This is a genomic window from Actinoplanes sp. NPDC048988 (assembly GCF_043197815.1).
Classification (GTDB): Bacteria; Actinomycetota; Actinomycetes; order Mycobacteriales; family Micromonosporaceae; genus Actinoplanes.
This window is the reverse complement of sequence record NZ_JBICTW010000016.1, coordinates 21870-43345: the sequence shown is the minus strand read 5'-3', so window position 1 is coordinate 43345 and position 21476 is coordinate 21870. Positions and strand designations below refer to the sequence as shown.

General features: G+C 71.6%; 15 protein-coding genes and 1 pseudogene. 7 read left to right on the top strand and 9 right to left on the bottom strand.

Annotation, left to right across the window (positions count from 1 at the left end; genetic code table 11):
• Window positions 1–1080 precede the first annotated feature (1080 nt).
• A complete protein-coding gene (locus tag ACGFJ7_RS35990; protein WP_360253772.1) occupies window positions 1081–1629 on the bottom strand; it encodes a general stress protein in 549 nt (182 codons plus the stop codon).
• Window positions 1626–2504 carry a phosphatase PAP2 family protein gene (locus ACGFJ7_RS35985; RefSeq protein ID WP_392646403.1) on the bottom strand — a complete coding sequence of 293 codons (879 nt, stop codon included), beginning with the start codon at window positions 2502–2504 and terminating at the stop codon, window positions 1626–1628. Before ACGFJ7_RS35985 ends, ACGFJ7_RS35990 begins: the two co-directional genes overlap by 4 nt.
• Window positions 2505–2724: 220 nt before the next feature.
• On the opposite strand from ACGFJ7_RS35985, the gene gsmA reads away from it, so the two are divergent.
• The 6 genes from gsmA (at window position 2725) to ACGFJ7_RS35955 (ending at window position 12998) form a co-directional block, all read left to right on the top strand.
• Window positions 2725–3843, top strand: a complete 1119-nt coding sequence (gene gsmA / locus ACGFJ7_RS35980; protein WP_360253768.1) for a sporangiospore maturation cell wall hydrolase GsmA — start codon at window positions 2725–2727, stop codon at window positions 3841–3843.
• Window positions 3844–3908: 65 nt separating this feature from the next.
• Complete coding sequence (locus ACGFJ7_RS35975) at window positions 3909–6236, top strand: ATP-binding protein (RefSeq protein WP_360253766.1); 2328 nt, start codon at window positions 3909–3911, stop codon at window positions 6234–6236.
• Window positions 6237–6279: 43 nt separating this feature from the next.
• A complete protein-coding gene (locus ACGFJ7_RS35970) occupies window positions 6280–7068 on the top strand; it encodes an aldo/keto reductase (protein WP_392646400.1) in 789 nt (262 codons plus the stop codon).
• Window positions 7069–7111: 43 nt separating this feature from the next.
• Entirely contained in the window at window positions 7112–11026 is a 3915-nt protein-coding gene (hrpA, locus tag ACGFJ7_RS35965; RefSeq protein WP_360253762.1) for an ATP-dependent RNA helicase HrpA, read from the top strand.
• A 75-nt stretch (window positions 11027–11101) separates the two neighbouring features.
• Window positions 11102–11482: a DUF6401 family natural product biosynthesis protein gene (locus ACGFJ7_RS35960; RefSeq protein WP_360253760.1), complete on the top strand. Its 381-nt coding sequence runs from the start codon at window positions 11102–11104 to the stop codon at window positions 11480–11482.
• A gap of 496 nt (window positions 11483–11978) precedes the next feature.
• Window positions 11979–12998, top strand: coding sequence for a LamG-like jellyroll fold domain-containing protein (locus ACGFJ7_RS35955; protein WP_392646398.1), 1020 nt, complete (start codon window positions 11979–11981; stop codon window positions 12996–12998).
• Between the two features lie 52 nt (window positions 12999–13050).
• On the opposite strand, the gene ACGFJ7_RS35950 is transcribed toward ACGFJ7_RS35955, so the two are convergent.
• A complete protein-coding gene (locus ACGFJ7_RS35950) occupies window positions 13051–13527 on the bottom strand; it encodes an SRPBCC family protein (protein ID WP_360253756.1) in 477 nt (158 codons plus the stop codon).
• A 1-nt stretch (window position 13528) separates the two neighbouring features.
• A complete protein-coding gene (locus tag ACGFJ7_RS35945; RefSeq protein WP_360253754.1) occupies window positions 13529–13876 on the bottom strand; it encodes a metalloregulator ArsR/SmtB family transcription factor in 348 nt (115 codons plus the stop codon).
• Window positions 13877–14299: 423 nt separating this feature from the next.
• Between ACGFJ7_RS35945 and ACGFJ7_RS35940 the strand changes: the two are divergent.
• Window positions 14300–14582 (top strand): annotated as a pseudogene (locus ACGFJ7_RS35940) (DUF1801 domain-containing protein); the annotation flags it as partial.
• Window positions 14583–14783: 201 nt separating this feature from the next.
• On the opposite strand, the gene ACGFJ7_RS35935 reads toward ACGFJ7_RS35940, so the two are convergent.
• The 5 genes from ACGFJ7_RS35935 to ACGFJ7_RS35915 all read right to left on the bottom strand — a co-directional run bounded on the left by ACGFJ7_RS35935 (window position 14784) and on the right by ACGFJ7_RS35915 (window position 21461).
• The gene (locus ACGFJ7_RS35935; RefSeq protein ID WP_360253752.1) at window positions 14784–15026 is read right to left on the bottom strand and encodes a hypothetical protein; all 243 of its coding nucleotides are present in this window, start codon (window positions 15024–15026) and stop codon (window positions 14784–14786) included.
• Between the two features lie 259 nt (window positions 15027–15285).
• Entirely contained in the window at window positions 15286–16308 is a 1023-nt protein-coding gene (locus ACGFJ7_RS35930; RefSeq protein ID WP_360253750.1) for a cobalamin-dependent protein, read from the bottom strand.
• Complete coding sequence (locus ACGFJ7_RS35925) at window positions 16305–18008, bottom strand: SpoIIE family protein phosphatase (protein ID WP_360253748.1); 1704 nt, start codon at window positions 18006–18008, stop codon at window positions 16305–16307. Before ACGFJ7_RS35925 ends, ACGFJ7_RS35930 begins: the two co-directional genes overlap by 4 nt.
• Window positions 18009–18105: 97 nt before the next feature.
• Window positions 18106–18879: an exodeoxyribonuclease III gene (locus ACGFJ7_RS35920; RefSeq protein WP_360253746.1), complete on the bottom strand. Its 774-nt coding sequence runs from the start codon at window positions 18877–18879 to the stop codon at window positions 18106–18108.
• A 290-nt stretch (window positions 18880–19169) separates the two neighbouring features.
• Window positions 19170–21461, bottom strand: a complete 2292-nt coding sequence (locus tag ACGFJ7_RS35915; protein WP_392646396.1) for a putative bifunctional diguanylate cyclase/phosphodiesterase — start codon at window positions 21459–21461, stop codon at window positions 19170–19172.
• Window positions 21462–21476 lie beyond the last annotated feature (15 nt).

The following is a 21476-nucleotide window of genomic DNA, read 5'->3' as shown; positions in this document are numbered from 1 at the left end:
CGGTCTGTCGCGTCTGTTGGTGGCCCACGGTCTGTCCCGTCTGTTGGCGGCTCACGGTCTGTCCCGCCTGTCGGCGGCTCACGATCCGTCGCGCCTGTTGCCGGCCCACGATCCACCCCCTCTGTTGGCGGCCCAAGGTCCACTCCGCCTGTTGGGGTATCGCGGCCGGTTGCGTCGGTCGGGGTCTCGCGGTCCGCTCCGCCTGTTGGGGCATCACGGCTGGTCGTGCCAGTTAGGGTGCCGCCGGTCGGTGCCTCACAGTTCGTTCCACCTGTCGAGGTCCCGTCGCCCGCGCGCCGTGTCGAGGTTTTGCACTCCGCTCCGTCTGCCGGCGCCACGGCGGGCGCATCGGAGGACAGTTCCCGTGACGGGGCCGCCCACTGCGACGTGCCGTGCCCCGGCCATGGCGGCCCGCACTTCGCCCCGGCTGTCGTGTGGCAGTGCGCCTCGGCTGTCGTGGGGCGGTGTGCCTCGGCTGTCGTGGGGCGGTGTGCCTCGGCTGTCGTGGGACGGTGTGCCTCGGCTGTCGTGTGGCCGTGTGCCCCGGCTGCGGTGCTCATGCGGCCGGTGCTGTGGCGGATCGCCGTGACGGGAGCGGCATCTAGGAAGAGCCACCGCGGGTTCCGCTTCGGGGCGCCGCGCCTAACGGGTTCGTGCCTGAGGCGACTGCGCTCGGGTGGGCGGCGCCCGACGATGCTGGATATGTGCGGGTGGGGCTCATACCCGAAGGGCGTTTCCTTGAAGGCGTTGGGCGCGGGAGAGCTGTGCTCGTCGAGGCCACGGGCGGCCGGTGTCCGGATGTGGGTTCTGCGGATAGGCCGGTGGCTGGCGGGAAGGCTCGACCGCGTATTCCGGTATTGCCGCAGGCTGCCTTCCTTGCCGGGCCGGTGGATTATGGGTCGATTGTCAGCCCGCGCCGTCTCTTGTTCGGCTGTCGGCGGTCAGTAATAGGACCGCCGATAAAAGGAGGCCGGATGGAGAAAAGGCGCGTTGGCGAGAAAGGGGAGAGAAGGGCGGAATGGGGCGCTGCGGCTACAGTAAAGGGCCCGGCTCGGCGGCCGGGCCCTCCGGTGGGAGCAATTACTGTGCGCCCGAGGCGCGCCAGTTCAGTTGGACCAAGAGCTGTTGGGCCTGGGCCGCCACCTCGGCGTCGGCGGTTACCGCGTACTGGCCCGCCTGGAGGGAGCTTCGGGAGGCGAAGTCTCGGCGGCCGCCCGTGGCGGCGTGGGCGATGGCGCCGAAGATGGCTCCCCATACCGCGCCGATCAGCAGGGTGGACAGGATTACCGCGAACCAGTTCGAGTCGCTGAACAGGCCGAACAGCAAGCCGATGAACAGGCCGAACCAGGCGCCCGAGGCGGCGCCGGCCAGGGCCGCCCGGCCCACCGTCAGGCGGCCCAGGACGTTTTCCACCAGGCGCAGGTCGGTTCCGATGATGGCTGTGCGCTCTACCGGGAACTTGTTGTCCGACAGCAGGTCCACCGCCTGCTGGGCCAGCGCGTACTCGGGGAACGTGCCCACCACCACGGTCGGGGTCGGGCCGGCCGCCACGTTCTGGGCGGGCAGGGTGGGGACCCCGGACGGGCCCGAGGGCACGCCGGAATTGTCAGGGGTGGATGGTGTGGTCACTTTGTGCCTCCTTGGATGACGCCCGGTGAGGCCGTCAGCCACACCCAGACGAGAAACGCGCCGGCGGCCGCGGCGGTGATCGCGGCCGAGCCGGACAAGAATGTGAAGCGGCCGGGGAGGTCGTCCAGCAGGGCCTCGGCGGCGATGCCGAACGCCGCGGCGACCGCCGCGACCGCGCCGGCCAGGATCAGCGGGACCGTCGCCACCCGGCTCGGGCGGCGGGGCGCGCCCGGCGTGCGCAGGCGCCACAGGCGTACGAGGAGGACCGCTAGCGAACCCCACGCCAGCGTGACCAGCAGGCCGGCCAGCGTGTCGCTCGGGCGGTGCCACTCGGCCCACACCGTCGCCACCGCGATCACCGTCACGTAGGCGAAACCGACCAGCGCGATCGTGCCCCGCAACGCCTGCGGCAGCACCAGGATCACCGCGAACGCCACCGACGCGGCCGCCGCCGTGTGCCCGCTCGGGAACGAGTTCGGCATGTCCGTGCCGTCCAGGTCGGGCCGGTACAGGTGCATTTTCAGCAGCTGGGCGGTCGCGTTCGAGCCGATCACCATCAGGGCCGCGCCGATCGCCAGGTCGGCCCGCTTGCGCAGCACCCCGAACACCGCCGCGAACAGGCACACCAGCACCAGCGTGGCCAGCGTCGTGCCGTTCAGCGTGCGGTCGAGCACCTCCACCACCCGCGGATGCCCCACGTCGGCGCCGTCCATCGCGGCCGTGTCGGCCCGCTGCCCCGGCGACGTGCGGATGGCCACCCGCCACACCGCGTACAAGGCCGCTACCGACAGGACGAAGGTCGCCAGCGGGGCGACCAGATGGCCGGCACCCCGGGTGGGGGTGTCGGGTAACGACGGGGACGCCAGGGCCGTCATCGGCGGGCTGCCCTTCTGCGAGTCGCGGTCAACGGCGGTACGCGCATTTCCCAGCCGGTCGGATTTTCAAGCGTGCGTCCCACGCGGCACAACGTCACCTACGGCACATTTTCGCCACAGCGACCTGGCGAGGCAACGATTCTGCACCCCGGATCGCTCTCGCCCGGCAACGCCGCGCCCCCACCTTCGAACGGACGCAGAACGAAGGGGGACTTTTTTCATGAGGCACATCGCCGGACCGATGCTCGCGCTCGCCGTGGGGGCCGGCCTTCTCGCCGTACCTCAGACGGCCTACGCGGCGGGGGTGACGGCCACGGTCGATGTCCGTAGCACGCTGAAGGTCCGCTCCGCGCCGTCGCTGGCCGCGAAGGTGGTCGGCTCGCTGCGCGACGATCAGAAGGTCTCGGTCGCCTGCTCGGTGACCGGCCAGAGCGTGCGCGGCTCGGTCCGCACCACGACCCAGTGGGACCGCCTGAACACCGGCGGCTACGTCACCCACTCGTACCTGCGCAGCGGGGCGATCAAGAAGTGCGCCACCGCGTCGCCGCAGGCGTCCGCGGTCAAGACGAAGACGCCGGTGAAGAGCACGTTCACGGTCGGCACCGTCAAGAGCTCCGACGGCAAGGTCAACATCCGGACCGCCCCGTCGACCACGGCGCCCGTCAAGCGCTCGGTCACCAGCGGCGCCAAGGTCAACGGCGTCTGCGGCGTCGCCGGTTCCACGGTGAGCGGCACCGTCCGTACGACCTCGCAATGGAACAAGCTCTCCGACGGCGGTTACATCTCGCACGCGTACGTCGTCACGCCCACCCTGGCGCAGTGCCCGGGCGCCAAGACCGCGCCGGCGCCGGTCACCCCGGTCACCCCGGAGCAGTTCCTGGCCGCGGCCGTGCCCGGCGCGCAGCGCGGCTGGCGCGAGTACGGCGTCCCGGCGTCGGTCACGATCGCCCAGGCGATCCTCGAGTCGGGCTGGGGCAAGAGCGGCCTGGCCTCGGTCGACAAGAACTACTTCGGCATCAAGTGCCAGAGCGGCCGGTACGGGACGCTGGCCAGCGGCTGCCACGACTACACGACCCAGGAGTGCACCAAGGCCGGCACCTGCTTCACCACGGTCGGCAGCTTCCGGACGTACGCCTCGATGGCGCACTCGTTCCGTGACCACGGCAGCTTCCTGCGGGTGAACAACCGCTACAAGCCCGCGTTCACCTACACCAAGGACGCGAACAAGTTCATCTGGAACGTGTGGAAGGCCGGCTACGCCACCGACCCGAACTACTACACCAAGATCACGACCCTGATGGCGCAGCGGGATCTGTACCAGTACGACACCTGGAAGTGAGCTTGCCTCACCCCGGTCGGCCGAACCTGTCCGACCGGGGTGATTTGCGTTTTATGCTCACATTTGTGGCACGACTGGCGGCGGACAAGAGGGGCCTCGCGCTGGCCGTCTCGGTCGCGCTCGTCGGCCTCATCGTCTTCGGTCTGGTGTACGCCGGTATGCGCACCGCCCAGGACGAGACCGCCGAGCGCGTGATGGACCAGCGCACCGCCATGGCCCAGGCCGCCGTGCAGACCGAGACCGAGCGCTTCCGTGCCCTCACCGAGGCGACCGCCGCCGGCCTCGGCACCGACAACGATCTCACCTGGGACGACTTCGACTCGGCGACCGCGCCGCTGTCGTCGGCCAACCTGATCGGCGCCGCCTCCCTGGCCTTCATCGTGCCGGCCACCACCGCCGAGGTTCCGCAGGTGCAGCGGCTGTGGCGCAGCCGGGGCGCCGACGGGCTCCAGCTGAAGCCGGTCGGGGAGGGCGAGCACTACTTCTCGATCTACACGAGGACACTCAACTCGGCCGGGCCCGCCCTCAACGGCCTCGACGTGTCGGCCGCCGTCGAAGCGGCCGCCGCCCTGCAGGACGCCCGCCGCCTCGGCCAGCCCAGCGTCTCCGACACCTACGTTCTGCTGCGCGACCGCAATCTGCCCGGGGCCGAGCAGCAGCACTCGTTCATCTTCGCCGCCCCCGTGTGGAACCGCGCCTCGTCGCCCGGCTTCCGCGGCTGGATCGTGCTCGGCCTACGCGGGCAGGACTTCCTCAGCGGTGTGCTGGCCACCGTCAGTCAGGGCCAGCTCGACGCCACGCTGCTGGCCGCGAACCGCGACGGCGACCGGCCGGTGGTCGCCGAGTACCGGGTCGGCGGCGACACCGACCTCGAGCGGCGCGGCGACTTCGAGGTCGCCGACCGGCAGTGGACGCTGATCACCAAGGCCGACGCGTCACTGCTGCCCGGCGCGGCCAGCCCGCTGCCGCTCAGCGTGCTGCTCGGCGGCATCGCCGTCTCGCTCATCCTCGCCGGGCTCGTCTACACCCTGGCCACCGGCCGGGCCCGGGCCCTGGCCGAGGTCGAGGGGGCCACGGCCGAGCTGCGCGACGCCGAGGCCGAGAGCCGGCGCCACGCCGAGCTGCTCGGCGCGATCATGAACAGCATCGGCGACGGCGTCGGGGTGGTCGACGAGAACGGCGCCTTCCTGCTGCACAACCCGGCGGCCCGGCAGCTGCTGGGCGGGATGGACGACGCCGACGGGCCGGACGACTGGCACGAGCACTACGGGCTCTACCGGACGGACGGGCGAACCCCGTTCCCGATGGAGGACCTGCCGTTGATGCGGGCTCTGCGCGGCGAGTCGTCCGACGGCGTCGAGATGATCGTCCGCAACCAGCGCCGGCCCGAGGGGATCCTGATCAGCGTCGACGGGCGCCCGCTGCACACCGGCGCCGGCCTGCGCGGCGCGGTCGCCGTCTTCCACGACATCACCGAGCTGCGGCGCTACGAGAGCGACCTGGCCGTCTTCGCCGGGGTGGTGGCGCACGACCTGAAGGCGCCCCTGGCGGTGATCCGCGGGCACTGCGAGGCGGCGATCGAGGACCTGGCCGACGTGCCGGCCTCGGAGGCCGGCGACGACGTCCGCGACAGCCTGCAGCGGATCGTGCGGGCGGTCGACCGGATGGGCGGGCTCATCGACACGCTGCTGGCCTACAGCACCGCGCGCAACGCGCCGCTGCGCACCCGGCCGGTCGACCTCGGCGCGCTGCTGGCCGAGGTGATCCGCGACCGGGTGGAGCATCTGCGGCCCGAGGACCGCCCGGACGTCTACGTAGGCCCGATGCCCGAGGTCCGCGCCGACCCGGCGATGCTGCGGCACGTCCTGGACAACCTGGTCGGCAACGCCCTCAAGTACGTGCGTCCCGGCACCACGCCGCGGGTCGACGTGACCGGCGAGGTGGTGGCCGGGGCGTGGGCCCGCGTCGAGATCGCCGACCGCGGCATCGGTATCCCGGACGAGGACAAGCCCGAGATCTTCGAGAGCTTCCACCGGGCGCAGACCGCCGCCGGGTACGCCGGCACCGGCCTGGGCCTGGCCATCTGCAAGCGGATCGTCGAGCGCCACGGCGGCGAGATCGGCGTCGCCGACAACCCCGGCGGAGGTACCCGATTCCACTTCACGATTCCGGTCGGCAAAGAGGAGGAACCAGAGATGAGCAGGACGAAGTCGGACGACGAGGCCGCCACCCGGGCGGCGCTGGAGCGCGCGCTGGCCGAGCGCGCGGCGATCGAGAACACCCGGCTGCCCGGGCTGGGGGCGCTGCCGTCCTCGGTGCCGTCGGGCCACAACCCGGCGGCCGTGCCGCTGCGGTCGCCCGTGCCCGAGCGGCCCCCGGCGACCGCTGAGTGATCCAGAGGTGTCGGTGGCCGGATCGCGGGGCAGGATGACTCGTATGACGATTCCTGCCCTGCCGCTTCCCAAGGCCGCCGACGGCACCCCGGTCGAGATGCCCCTGCTGGGCTTCGGCACCTGGCAGATTCGCGGCGACCAGGCCTACCAGGCTGTCCGCGACGCGCTCGAGGCCGGCTACCGGCATCTCGACACGGCCACCATGTACGGCAACGAGGAGGAGGTCGGCCGGGCGCTGGCCGACTCCGGCGTGCCCCGCGACGAGGTCTTCGTGACCACCAAGCTGCCGCCCGAGCGGGCCGGCAAGGAGCGCCGGACCATCGAGGCCAGCCTGCACGCGCTCGGCCTGGACGCGGTCGACCTGTGGCTGATCCACTGGCCGCCGCACCGGGGCCGCTCGGTCAAGGTGTGGCAGGAGTTCGTCGCGATCCGCGACGCCGGGCTCGCGCGCGCCATCGGCGTCAGCAACTACGGGCCGGACGAGATCGACGAGCTCACCGCCGAGACCGGGGTGACGCCCGCGGTCAACCAGATCAGGTTCGGCCCTTCCCTGTACGACGCCGGGCTGGTCCAGGCGCACAAGGACCGCGGCGTGGTGCTCGAGGGCTACTCGCCGTTCAAGACGACCAACCTGAACGACCCGGTCCTGACCAGGATCGCCGCCGCCCACGGCGTCGACACCGCCCGCGTGGTGCTGCGCTGGCACGTCCAGCACGAGATCGTCGTGATCCCGAAGTCGTCGACGCCGGAGCGGATCGCCCGCAACGCCGACATCGCCGGATTCGAGCTCACCGCGGCGGAGATGGCCGAGGTCGACCACCTGGGGCGTTAATCACCAGGCGTTTGCGGCCAGATCCGCCTATTCTTGCCTCGCCATGTCGATAACACCTGCCCCACCGGCCGTAGCCGAGCTGCGCAGCCGGATAGCCGAGCTTCTCCCGCACGACGAGCGCCGGCTGACGCGCCGGCTCGAGGGCACCCGCAAGATCAAAGACGAGGCGGCCCGTACGGCCGTTCTCGCCGAGATCGCCGCCGACACCGACCGGGCCGCCGCCCGTCTGGCGTCGCGGCTCGCCTCCGTACCCACGATCACCTATCCCGAGTCGCTGCCGGTCAGCCAGCGCAAGGACGACATCGCCGCCGCCATCCGCGACCATCAGGTGGTCGTGGTGGCCGGCGAGACCGGCTCGGGCAAGACGACCCAGCTGCCCAAGATCTGCCTGGAGCTGGGCCGGGGCCTGCGCGGCCAGATCGGGCACACCCAGCCGCGGCGGATCGCCGCCCGCACGGTGGCCGAGCGGATCGCCGAGGAGCTCGACCGCCCGCTGGGCAACACGGTCGGCTACAAGGTGCGCTTCACCGACCAGGTCAGCGACGACACCATGGTCAAGGTGATGACGGACGGCATCCTGCTGGCCGAGATCCAGAACGACCGGATGCTGCGCCGGTACGACACACTGATCATCGACGAGGCGCACGAGCGCAGCCTCAACATCGACTTCATCCTCGGCTACCTGCGGGAGCTGCTGCCCAAGCGCCCCGACCTGAAGCTGATCATCACATCGGCCACCATCGAGACCGCCCGTTTCGCCACGCATTTCGCCGACCAATCGGGCAAACCGGCCCCGGTCATCGAGGTCAGTGGCCGGACTTTCCCGGTCGAGGTCCGATACCGGCCGCTGGTGACACTCGACGAGGACGAGACCGAAGAGCCCGTCGATCAGGTGGACGGGATCGCCGAAGCCGTCGACGAGCTGGGCCGCGAGGGCGACGGCGACATCCTGGTCTTCCTCTCCGGCGAGCGCGAGATCCGCGACACCGCCGACGCGCTGGCCAAGCGCAACCTGCGCAACACCGACATCGTGCCGCTCTACGGCCGGCTCTCCGCGGCCGAGCAGCACAAGGTCTTCGAACGGCACTCGCAGCGCCGGGTCGTGCTGGCCACCAACGTGGCCGAGACCTCGCTGACCGTGCCCGGCATCCGGTACGTCATCGACCCCGGCACCGCCCGCATCAGCCGGTACTCCAGCCGGCTCAAGGTGCAGCGGCTACCCATCGAGCCGGTCTCGCAGGCCAGCGCCAACCAGCGCAAGGGCCGCTGCGGCCGCGTCGCCGACGGCATCTGCGTCAGGCTCTACTCCGAGGAGGACTTTCTCGGCCGGCCCGAGTTCACCGAGCCCGAGATCCTGCGCACGAACCTGGCCAGCGTCATCCTCCAGATGACCAACCTGGGCCTGGGCGACCTGGCCAAGTTCCCGTTCATCGACCCGCCGGACCGCCGCAACATCACCGACGGCGTGAAGCTGCTCGAGGAACTGGGCGCCCTCGACGAGCGTCGCCTCACCCCGCTCGGCCGTCAGCTCGCGCAGCTTCCGGTCGACCCGCGGCTGGCCCGCATGGTCATGGAGGCCGACAAGCAGCAGTGTGTGGCCGAGGTCATGGTCATCGCGGCCGCGCTGTCCATCCAGGACCCGCGCGAGCGCCCGGCCGACAAGCAGCAGCAGGCCGACGAGAAACATGCCCGGTTCACCGACAAGGAATCGGACTTCTTCAGCTATCTCAACCTGTGGCGCTATCTGCGCGAGAAACAGCAGGAGCTGTCCGGAAACCAGTTCCGGCGTCTTTGCCGTACGGAATTCCTGAACTACCTGCGGGTCCGCGAGTGGCAGGACATCTACGCCCAGCTGCGCCAGGTCGCCCGTACCCTCGGACTGACCTTGTCGGAGGACCGCGAGGACGTCGCCGAGGGCCAGCACGTGCACACCGCGCTGCTGTCCGGCCTGCTCAGCCACATCGGGCTCAAGGACACCGACAAGCGCGAATACCTGGGCGCCCGCGGGGCCAAGTTCGCCATCTTCCCGGGCTCGGCGCTGTTCAAGAAACAGCCGCGCTGGGTCATGTCGGCCGAGCTCGTCGAGACCAGCCGTCTGTGGGGCCGGGTCAACGCGCGCATCGAGCCGGAATGGGCCGAAAAGCTCGCCCCGCATCTGGTGAAGCGCAGCTACAGCGAACCGCACTGGGAGAAGAAACAGGGCGCCGTCATGGCGTACGAGAAAGTGACTCTCTATGGGTTGCCTATCGTTCCGCGCCGCAAGGTCGGTTACTCGAAGGTCGACCCGGTGGTCTCGCGGGAGCTGTTCATCCGGCACGCGCTGGTCGAGGGCGACTGGGAGACCCACCACAAGTTCTTCGCCGAGAACGCCAAACTGCTCGAGCAGATCGAGGAGATCGAGAACCGGGCGCGGCGGCGCGACATCGCGGTCGACGACGAGACGGTCTACGCCCTGTACGACGCCCGCATCCCGGCCGACGTCGTCTCCGCCCGCCACTTCGACGCGTGGTGGAAGAACACCCGCCGGACCCAGCCCGACCTGCTCACCTTCACCCGTGAGCTGCTGGTCAACGCCGGGCGTGACTCCGTCGACCCCAACGCCTACCCGGACGCCTGGCTCGCCAACGGCGTCAAATTGCCCTTGTCGTACGAGTTCGAGCCGAACACGGCGGCCGACGGCGTGACCGTCGAGGTGCCGCTGCCGCTGCTCAACAAACTCGACCCCGAGGACTTCGGCTGGTCGGTGCCCGGATTCCGCAAGGACGTCGTGATCGCGCTGATCCGGGCCCTGCCCAAGGCCCTGCGCACCAACTTCGTGCCGGTGCCGGACTGGGCCGAGGCCGTCCTCGACCGGGTGCCGGCCCGCCGCGGCCCGCTGCCCGACGCGATCGCGGGCGAGCTGCGCCGGCTCACCGGGACGATCGTGCCCCGCGACGCCTGGCGCCCCGACCAGGTCCCCGACCATCTGCGGGTCAACTTCCGGGTCGTCGACGAGCAGGGCAAGGTGCTGGGGGAGGGGCGCGACCTCGAGGTGCTGCGCCGCAGCCTGGCCCCCAAGGTCCAGGCGACGATCTCCCGGGCGGCCGGCGACATCGAGCGCCGGGGCATCACCACGAACGACTTCGGCATGCTGCCGCGCCGGGTGGCCCAGGTCCGCGGCGGTTACGAGGTGAACGTCTATCCGGCGCTGGCCGACGAGGGCGACAGCGTCGCCGTGAAGGTTTTCGAGACCGAGGCCGAGCAGCGTACGGCGATGACCGCCGGCACGCGCAAGCTGCTGCTGCTCACGCTGCCGCCGGCGGCCCGCTACCTGCAGGGGCGACTCGACAACCGGGCCAAGCTCGAACTGTCACGGGCCAACCCGTACCGCTCGATCGCGGACCTGCTCGACGACTGCGCGGGCGCGGCCGTCGACAAGCTGGTGGCCGACGCGGGCGGCCCGGTCTGGTCGTCCATCGAGTTCGCGTCCCTGCGCGACACCGTACGGCAGGACCTGGTCGACGCCGTGGCGAACGTGGTCACCCAGGTCCAGGCGGTGCTGGCGACGGCGTACGACGTCGAACAGCGGTTGAAGTCCCTGCGCGACCCGGCGCTGCTGCCCGCCCTGGCCGACATCCGGCAGCAGCTCAAGGGGCTCGTGCACGCCGGGTTCGTGACCGAGACCGGCTTCCGGCAGATGCACCACCTGCCGCGCTACCTGCGGGGCATCGTCTACCGGCTGGACCGTCTCGGCGGCAACCTGGCCCGCGACCGGCAGCTGATGGCGCAGATCCACGAGATCGAGTCGGAGTACCGCGAGCTGCGGGCCGATCTCGGCGGCGCGGCGACCGAGCAGCTGCGCGAGATCCGCTGGATGATCGAGGAGCTGAGGATCAACTTCTTCGCCCAATCGTTGGGAACCGCCTATCCGATTTCGGACAAAAGGATCTACAAGGCGATGGACCAACTGCCTGCGTAGCAGCGTGGGGAGCGCTCGGGTGCCGTTCGGTTACCCCCCTGTCGCGGGGTAGCCGGAGGCCATAAGTTCTTCCGCATGACGAACGAATTCCTGGCCTTCGCCCCGATTTCCGCTCTTGTCCCGACCTCGCCGGCCGCCGGCACGCTCGACGAGATGATGGCTCGCGTGGGCGTCGACGGAATCGTCGCCGCGCTCGCCGACCCCGGCGTCCTCGCCCTCATCGACCAGCACGCGGCCGGCGTCCGCGACGCCCTGGCCGACGCCGAGCAGGCCCCCGACGCCGACGGCCTGGCCTCGTACGCCCGCTCCATCGCCGCCGGCGCCCGCCGCATGGGCCGCACCCTGCCGACCCCCGGCACGGCCCCGTCCCACTCGTCCGAGTGGCTGGCCGCCGAGTGGCACGTCCTGCGCCTGGTCGCGGTCTGCCGGATCGCCCTGGAGAACGAAGTCCTCTGACCCGCCGACTCCAGCGACCGACCCACTTCCCGCGCCTGCCCTGACCCGTTTCCCGCGCCTGCTTTGATCCGCTTCCCGCGCCTGCCCTGACCCGTTTCCCGCGCCTGCTTTGATCCGCTTCCCGCGCCTGCCCTGACCAGTTCCTGCGGCTGCTCTGACCCGCTTCCCGCGCCCGCTCTGACCCGCTTCCCGCGCCCGCTCTGACCCGCTTCCCGCGTCCGCTCTGACCCGCTTCCCGCGTCCGCTCTGACCCGCTTCCCGCGTCCGCTCTGACCCGTTTCCCGCGCTGTGCGGGTCCTCGCTCGCGTTCCTTGGGTCCTCTCTTCGACGCTGTGGCCCAGCTCGCCGTAACCCGGCTGGGCTGGTGTGGATCCCTCGGACGGGCTTCTCCCGTCGCCCGGACGGGCTCGCCCGTCCGGGCGGGGGAATCCCGCCGAAACGCCGAAAGCGGTCCTTTGCCCTTTCGCCGCCTATAAGTGAAGTTATACGTATGAAAATGGCTTATACCCTCGTTGCGCTCGCCGGTCTCGCGGTCCCGGCGCCCGCGATGGCCGCACCCGGGCTCCCCGCGCCCGCGACCACCACGCCACCGCCCCTCGCGGTGACCACCCCGACCGCCGTCCGCCCCGGCGCCGCCCCGGTCGCCACGACCGCCCCGGCCGCGGCCGCCACCTCTACTCCCGCCGCGGCCGTCACCACCGCTCCCGCCGCTGCTGCCCGTTCCGGGGCGATGCCTGCCACGACTCCCGCCGCTGCTGCCCGTTCCGGGGCGATGCCTGCCACGACTCCCGCCGCTCCCGCCGCCGGTGCCGCTGGTGGTGCTGCTGGTGGTGCTGCCGCCGTTCGGCCGGCCACCACGCCGGCCGCGCCCGCGCTCGTCGCCCGGTACACGTTCGACGCCGGCGCCGTGAACGGGCGGGTCGCCGACACCTCCGGCCGCGGGCCCGCGCTCACCGTGCGCTCCGTCGACCAGGGCGTCATCCGGTTCGACGCCGGCACGCCGGCCGGCCGCTACGCGAGCTTCCCGGGTGCCTGCGCCACCACCGCCACCTCCTGCCCGCGTGGCCTTCTCGAGGCCCCGGACGACGCCGACCTCAACCCGGGCACCCGCATGTTCCGCTGGTCGGCCCGCATCCAGCTGACCAAGGCCCAGATCACCGGCTCGGCCAACATCATGCAGAAGGGCGTGGCCACCACCGCCAGCCAGTGGAAGATGCAGGTCGGCCGCACCAACGGCAAGGCGCAGTGCGCCGTCGTGGGCACCGGCTCGGCCACCATCTACGTGGCCCGGTCGGCCGCCTCGGTCGCCGACGGCCAGTGGCACAAGATCCTGTGCCAGCGCAGCGGCTCGACGCTCTCGGTCTACGTGGACAACGTGGTCCGCGGCACGGCCACGATCCCGTCCAACCTGAACATCAGCAACCCGCTGCCGCTGCGGATCGGCGGCCCCAACTTCAACACCAAGACCGACATGTACCACGGCCGCCTGGACGACGTCTACGCCGAACTGGGCTGACCGGCACGCGTGGCGAACAGGGCGGCCCCGGCCGCCCTGTTCGTTACCGCCGTCAGATCGCGCCCTTGGCCACCAGGGCGTCCAGCTTGGCGTAGCCGTCGTTGACACCGACCTCCATGCCGCTCTCCAGCCAGGCATCGCGCCCGGCGAAGCTGTCGACCAGCGACTGGGCGTGCAGCCTGGTGTGGCCGTTGCCCAGATCCTCGAAGGTCAGGGTCTCCAGGGACACGCCGTCGGGGTCGCCCTCGTACGTGAAGGTCTGCACGATCCGGTCGGGGCGTACCTCGTGGAAGCAGCCGTGGAAGCCGTACTCCTCGCCGCCGTCCACGGCGCCGGTGAAACGCCAGGCGCCGCCGCGCTGGGCGTCCCACTTGTCGATCCGGACGGCGGTCCCGTCGGGGCCGGTCCACTGCGCGAACAGTTCGGGGTCGGTGTGTGCGCGGAACAGCTGCTCCGGTGTGGCCGCGAAGTCCCGGGTGATCCGGATGATCGGCAGGTCCTTGTCGGCTTCGATCCGTGCCTCGTTCATCTCACGTGCCCTTCTCCTCGTCGGTTGCCTCGTTCATGGCCGCGAGCACCGCGTCCAGGCGCTGGTAGCGCGCCTCGCTGCGCCGGCGGTACTGCTCGACCCATCCGCCGATCTCGTCGAAGACGTCCCGCTCGAGCCGCACGGAGCGCGGCTGCGGCCCCGGCGGCCGGCTGACCAGCCCGGCCTCCTCCAGCACCTTGAGGTGCTTGTAGACGGCTTGAAGCGACATCTCGTACGGCTCGGCGAGCTGCCCGACCGTGGCGTCGCCACCGGCCAGGCGGGCCACCATGTCGCGCCGGGTCGGATCGGCCAGGGCGGCGAACGCTTTGGAAAGTCCCTCCGCCGCCATGTCGACCTTCTTTCAACTCATCGGTTGAAAGTAACGGTAGACCCGCCGTTGAGAGGTGTCAACCAATCAGTTGAAAGACGGGCTGGCAAGGTCCGCCGAGCCGTAGCGGGCGGCGACCGTACGCGGATCCACGGCAGCATCTCGACCTTGTTCAGGGCGGCCAGGTCGCGGACGGCGTTGCCCGGATCTCCGCCGGCCGCAGTTTCTCGGTGCCGTACACCGAAGCGGGTCGCGAGCCGGCCGTGTCGCGCCGGTGGAAGGGCCGGCGATCGGTCAGCCGCCCTTCGAGCGGATCATGGCGGCGCCCTCGGTGATGCGGGGGACGGAGAAGCGCCGCGACCTCTGCGATCTTCAGCTTCGAAGCCGACGACGCGAAGAAGAGCGGGTAATGGCCGAGGCCTCCGACGACGGGTTCTCCGGGCGCGCGCGGCGATCAAGGAACGGGCAGCCGAGCTGCGCAAGGAGAGGCGCCGCGGCGCGGACAAGGCCGCCGCCGAGGCGGACGTGCTGGCGAAGATCGCGCGGATGGCGGAGCCGGACCGTGCTCCGGCCGAGCGGGTGCACACCATCGTGACCAGCGCCGCGCTCGAGCTCTAGCTTCTTTCGCAGCGGGCGGGCCGACGGGCAGCGGTACTCGACGTTCGGGTTCAGCGCCGGGGCCGCTCTCGACGACGACGGTGGGCTGTGGCCGACCTCGTACGCCCTGTGGTGTGATCGGGACAGCGGCGGAAAGGCCGGCCGGGACAGGGGCGGAAAGGCTGGCCGGGACAGGGGCGGAAAGGCTGGCCGGGACAGGGGCGGAAAGGCTGGCCGAGCTCGTCGAACGCACCGGACAGGCGCCGGAACGAGCGATCCTGATCCTGTCCGGTGCGGGCCCGGCACCCCGAGGGGTGCCGGGCCGGGGGGATCAGCTGCGCCGGAAGGCGTAGGAGCGGCCCGAGGTGGCGCCGGCGGCGCGGCCCGAACGGGAGCGGCCGGAACGTTCGCGGGCGTCCTGGCGGGCGTCGCGGGCGCCGTGGTGCTGGGCGTCGGCGGCGACGTCGCGGCGGCCGGTGGGACTGGTCGTGGACGGGCCGAACAGGCCGGCCGCCAGGTCGTTGGCGGCGAGGTCGTCGGCGTCCACGTGAACGGTGAAGGGCTGGGCAGGCATGCGGGCCTCCTCGAGGCCCGGCGCGAACGCCGGGCCGGGCAGTGCGAAGCCGTGGTGAGAGAAGATGAGCGCGCTCCGGGTGTCGGCGCTGAGGCGTCTCCACGGCGGACCACCACCGGAACACCCGGAACCGAGCACGATCAACGGCGCCGCCCACAGTCGACGGTCCCGCGAGAGGGGACCGGAGAGGGCGAAGGCCGGAGGAGCTGTCAGATCATGTGGAGCACGGTAGCGCCCGCCGCACGGGGGCGCGAGCGATTTATCTGACCAGTTGGGAGCCGGCGTTGAGGACGGCGACGGCGGTGGGGAAGTCGAGGAGCTGGGCGCGCACCGCCTCCAGGCCGACGCGCAGGGCCACCGGGGGCACGCCGCGGGCTTCCAGGACGGCGGCGGTCCAGGTGATGAAGTCGGTGAAGATCTGGGTCTCGCTGACGTACAGGGCCGCGGCCAGGAAGTCGACGATGTGGGCCAGGTCCTCGGTGGTCGCGTCCAGCTGGCGGGTGTTGTAGTCGCGCAGGCGCGGGTACGCCTCGGCCAGCGTCGTCATGGCCGTGGCGATCAGGTCGCCGCGGTGGCGGACCACGTACGTGTACTCCTCGTCGCCCAGGAACGCCGACAGCTGGGGGTCGGGGGAGTGCGGCGGCCAGTTGCGGGCCAGGCGCCGCACCGCTTCCTCCGCGCCGGCCGCCCAGGCGTCCGCGCCCAGGTGTTGCGCGTAGCGGCCGCCGGGGCCGAAGCCGCGGCCGCCCGCGATCACCGGGATGCCGGCCGCGCGGCAGGCCGTGATGGCCGCGTGGGCGCGGGGGAGGCGGGTGGCGATCATGCAGCTGAGGGCGACCGCGTCCGGTCCCGTCTGGTGCAGGTGGGTGACCAGATGCTGGCCGGGGACGTTGGCGCCCAGGAAGTCGACCCGCCAGCCGTCCAGGCGCAGCATCTCGGCCAGCAGGCGGATCGGCAGCGCGTGCCACTCACCGTCGACGCAGGCGATGGTGATGCTGCCCCGGGTCGGTCGCACCGACGTGCGGGCCGCCACCGCGGCCAGGGCGCGCTCGCTGATCGCCGTGGCCGCGTGTTCGCGGGCCACCGTCCACTCGTTGGCCGCCCACAGCTCGCCCACGCGGGCCTGGGTGCCGGCGATCAGGTCCATCATGATGCGCTGGGGCGGCACGCCCTCGTCCAGCAGGCCGGTGACCAGGGCGACCGCGCCGTACTCGTCGCTGTCGCCGACCAGCTGGAGATAGTCGTCGGCCAGGCCGGAGCGCAGCGACGTGGGTACTGTCATGTCCGCTGCCTGACGCGCCGGTCACCTCGCCGGGAAGCGTCGATGGCGAACGGCGAGGCGTTGCGGGCGCCCGTGCGGAGGCTGAGCTGGGTGCGGTCGGGGGCCCGTACGGCCAGCATCGCGATGTCGTCGCGGGCGCCGCCATGCACCCAGTCGGAGACGAGCTGGCGGATGCGCTCCACCGCGGCCGCGCCGGGCATGCCCCGGCAGCCGGACAGGGCGTCGCGCAGGCGGGCCTCGCCGTACTCCTCGGTGCCCGACGCCCCGCCCCGGGCCTCGGTCAGGCCGTCGCTGTAGAGCAGGCACAGCTCGCCGGGGGCGAGTTCGATGTCGGCCGGCCGGACGACCGTGCGGGCCACCGCGCCGATCAGCGTGCCGCTGGTCGGCACCTCCTCGACCGTGCCGTCGGTGCGCAGCACCAGCGGCGGCGGGTGGCCGCCGGTGGCCAGGGTCAGCTTGACCCGGCCGTGGTCGCCGCGGCTGACCGAGCCCACCACCATGGTGACGAACCGGTGCTGGCGGGTCGACTGGAGCAGGGCCTGGTTGAGCACCCGCAGCATGTCGCCGGGGGTGGCCTCGACCAGGCGCAGCGCGCGCAGCGTCTGGCGGACCTTGCCGGTCAGCACGGCCGCCTCGGGGCCCTTGCCGCAGACGTCGCCGAGCGCGATGACCGTGTCGGCGCTCTTCTCGGTCGGGCCGAAGACGTCGTAGAAGTCGCCGCCGATGCGCAGCGCCTCCTTGGCCGCCTGGTAGGAGCCGACCAGTTCGATGCCGTCGGGCTGGGGCAGCTCGGGCGGCAGCAGGTCGGCCTGGAGCACGGCGGTGGTGTCGACCTGCTCGCGGTAGAGGCCGGCGGCCGAGATGGCGGCGCCGGCCCGGGCCGCGAAGATCCGGGCGAGCATCTCGTCCTCGGGGCTGAACTGAGCCTCGGCGCCGCGGCGGGCCAGGATGAGCGCGCCGGCCGGCTCGGCGTTGCCGGGCAGCGGCGTGACCAGCAGCGCCCCTATCGGGCTGAAGTCGTCGGGCAGCAGCCACTCGGGTGCCTGGGCGGCGTCGAGCCACTTGCTCGGGATGGGCGGGAAGCCGCCCAGCACCTCGACCAGGCCGGGCACGTCGGGCAGCACGTTCTCCCGGAGCCGGCCCTCCTGGACGGTGCCGCCGGCGACGAGCCGGACCCAGACGCTGTGCCGGCGGTTGACCGGCAGCACGACGATCGCGGCGTCGGCCAGGTGGGCCACCGCCAGTTCGGCGGTGATCCGCAGGCAGCGGCCCTGGTGGAGTGAGGCGGACAGGCGCCGGCCGGCCTCGGCCAGGAACGCCGTGCGGGCGCGCTCGGCCTGCAGCGCGTCGGCCCGAACCACTTCCTCGGTGCGATCGCGCAGGTACCATCCGTAGTGGTCGTCGCCGAGGGCGCGGCGCCGGCCGTCGAGGTGGCGTCCGGCGAACTCGTCGGTGAAGCTGTCCTCGCCCGCGGCGACCGCGGCGGCCAGGCCGGGCAGTGGGCCGGCGGTGGCCAGGCCGCCGGGGGCCAGGCCCGGCACCAGCGCGGCGGCGGCCGCGTTGACCAGCAAGATCTTGTCGTCGGTGGCGCCGCACAGCAGCACGGCCTCGCTGGCCGCGTCGAGCGCGGCGCGGAGCAGGGCCGGTGCGGGCGTCTCGACGAGCCGGTCGCCGATGGTGACCGGCGATTGCGCCGTCATGGTCCCTCCCGTCTCTCCCCGCCGGATGTTCCTTCGATCTGCAGAGCCTACGTGCTTTCCGGTGGAATGGCCGGTGCGGCCGGTGCGGCCTGGCCGTTCAGTCGCCGAGGTCGACCACGATCGGGGCGTGGTCGGAGGGGCCTTTGCCCTTGCGCGCCTCGCGGTCCACCACCGCGTCTGTGACCCGGCCGGCGATCGCGGGGGTGGCGTAGACGAGGTCGATCCGCATCCCCTTGTTCTGGTGGAACATCCCGGCGCGGTAATCCCAATAGGTGAACGGGTGATCGCCCTTGAGCGGGCGCGCCACCACGTCCTGGAGCCCGATCTCACGGATCGCGGCCAGGGCCGCACGCTCCGCGGGGGTGACGTGGGTGGATCCGGCGAAGACGGCCGGGTCCCACACGTCGGCGTCGGTCGGGGCGACGTTGTAGTCGCCGGTGACGACGACCGGCCCGGCCGCGACGTCGGGGATCAGCGCCTCGCGCAGGGCGGCCAGCCAGCGCAGTTTGTACTCGTAGTGTGGGTCGTCGGGCGTGCGCCCGTTCGGCACGTACACCGAGACGAAGCGGATGCCGTCGCAGAGGGCGCCGATCGCGCGGGCCTCCGGTTCCGGATAGCCCGGCTCGCCGGGAAAGCCGCGGCGCACGTCCTCGAGACCGGCCCGGGACAGGATCGCCACACCATTCCAACGACCTTGCCCGTACGCGGCGGTGGCGTACCCGAGCTCGGCGACCTCGTCACTGGGGAACGCGCCGTCGGCGACCTTGGTCTCCTGGAGGCACAGCACGTCGGGTTTGGTGGTGTCGAGCCACTCCAGCAGCCGCGGCAGGCGGGCCTTGACCGAGTTGACGTTCCAGGTGGCGAAGCGCATCCACCCAGGGTGCTACATGTTGAGGGTTCTTCGCGACCTACCGCAACCAGGCCGTCCGCGCGAGTGACGTGTCCAGGTCTCCACCGTCGCGAAGAATCCTCACAGGCGGCGTGTGTGGCGGGGGCGCGCGGTGGCGAGGATCAGGGCAGCGGCGAGACCGGCCATGAGCACGAGAAGCACGACCACGAGGCCCGACATGTCGCTCCTTTGTTACCAATTCTGTAGCTAAACCTGACCTGAGTGTGATCCCCGTTACCACGCTCGTCAGCGAATAATGCCCGAACGAACCCTCAACCGCCAGTGGTTCTGGGTGAATCAAGAGAACTGTGCAAAGAGGCCGCCCCCGCGACGTGCCAGTGCGCCGCGAACTCCGCCGCCGGCACGGCGGGCCCCCAGAGCCAGCCCTGGCACCGGGTCACGCCGATCGCGTCCAGCACGTCGCGCTGCAACCTGGTCTCGACCCCCTCGGCGATCACGGTCAGCCCCAGCGCGTAGCTCATGGCCGCCACGGCCCGGACGATCTCGTCGTCCTCGGTGCTCTGCCCGAGCCCGATGATGAAGGAACGATCGAGCTTCACCCCGGTCACCGGGAAGCGCCGCAGGTAGGACAGCGAGGAGAACCCCGTACCGAAATCGTCGATCAGCAGTTGGACCCCGAGCTCACGCAGCTCGAAGAGCACCCGGCCGGGGGTGCTGTCCGGGTCGACCAGCACCGACTCGGTCATCTCCAGCGCCACGCACCGCGCCGGCACCCCGGTCTCGAGCAGCTCGGCCGAGATGATCAGCGGAAGCTCGGGGTCGGTGAGCTGCCGGGCCGACAGGTTGATGGACAGGTAGAAGTCGTCGCCGACCGTGCCGTCGCGCCGCCACTGGCCGAGCTGGCGCAGCGACTGGCGGCGGACCCAGTCGCCGAGGGCCCCGATGAGCCCGGCGTCCTCGGCGATCGGGATGAACACGGCCGGGGAGATCGCCCCGCGCTCGGGGTGCACCCAGCGGGCCAGCGCCTCGGCCCCGACCGGCACCCCGGTCCTGGTCCGGACGATCGGCTGGTACGCGACGTGCAGCTGCCCGACCTCGAGGGCCCGGCGCAGGGCCACCTCGAGCTCGATGCGCTCGCGGACCTCCTCGTGCATGGACGCGTCGAAGACCGTCGTGTGGCCCGGCCCCTCCGACTTGGCGCGGTACATGGCGGTGTCCGCGTCACGCATCAGGGCCTCGGTGACCTGCGCGTATCTCCCGTATTCGACGGGTGGGGCCGAGGCCACGCCGATCGAGGCGGTGATGGTCACGTCGATGCCGCGGATCGAGAACGGCTCGGCGAAGCAGCGGCTGACCTCGTCGCAGAGGCGCAGCGCGCCCTCGCGCTCGCCCAGGTAGGCCAGCGCGAACTCGTCCCCGCCGAGCGCGGCCACCGGCACCGCGGCCGGCGCGGCCGAGCGCAGCCGGCGGCTCAGCTCGATGACGAGCTGGTCGCCGGTGTCGTGGCCCCAGCTCTCGTTGACGTACTTGAAGCCGTCCAGGTCGAGCACGAACACCCAGACCCGCTGCAGGCCGCCGGGCGCGGCCCGCCCGAGCAGCCGCTCGATCTCCTCGCTGAGCATGAGGCGGTTGGGCAGGCCGGTGAGCGCGTCGTGCAGCGCCTGGTGCTCGGTGCGCAGCTGGGCCACGACCTGGGCCCGTACGGCGAAGACGGCCCGCACGAGCAACAGCGCCGTGGCCAGCACCCCGGCCACGGCGATGGTCAGCCGCTCGGCCCGCGTCGGCTCGGGGATCACCACCAGCAGCACGAACGGGGTGATCGAGGCGGGCGCGAGCACCGCCACCCGCCGGATCGACCACGCCTGCACGGGTGGCCGGGCCGGGCGGCTGAGCTGCACCATCGACGGATGCAGGGCGGTCACCCCGAGCATCGCGTAGGCCACCAGGAACGGCGCGTCGAGCAGCGGCGACGCGTACGTCTCGCCGGTCGTCCCGATGATCGCGTAGGCCGTGTCGCCGACGAAGAGCATGGTCATCGTGCCGAGCAGGGTGAACAGGCTCGGCGGCCACTGCCGCGCGGTGAAGGTCAGATTGACCACGAGCAGCAGCAGGATCACGTCGAACAGCGGATAGAACGCGGCCAGCATGTTCTGGATCTCGTCGCGCTCCTGGATCTCGGCCGCCGGGGCGGCGAGCAGCAGCGTCGCCGCCAGGCCGCCGGCCAGGCAGAAGATCAGACCGTCCAGGACGGCGTGCCGGTCGATGCTGACCCGCCAGCGCAGCAGGATGATCAGGAAGGCGGCCAGCATGATGTAGCCGGGGACGGTGGCCGCGTCGGCCAGCAGCGGCAGCGGCTGCGCGAGGTCGTCGACGACCGGCCGGACGAGTACGCCGAGCAGGAAGCTGGACGCGGCGAAGGCCATCAGCCGCCACGCCACCCGCGGCTCGGCGCCGAAGCGGCCCGGGCCGGTGAAGCAGGCCCAGACGGTGCCGGCCCCGATCGCCAGCAGGCACACGGCATTGACCACGGAGTTCAGGTTCGCCGTGTACGCGGCCGTCGCCGCCAGCCCGGCCACTCCGAAGAGCCGCCATTTCTCGGTCATCACTGACCATTTCGA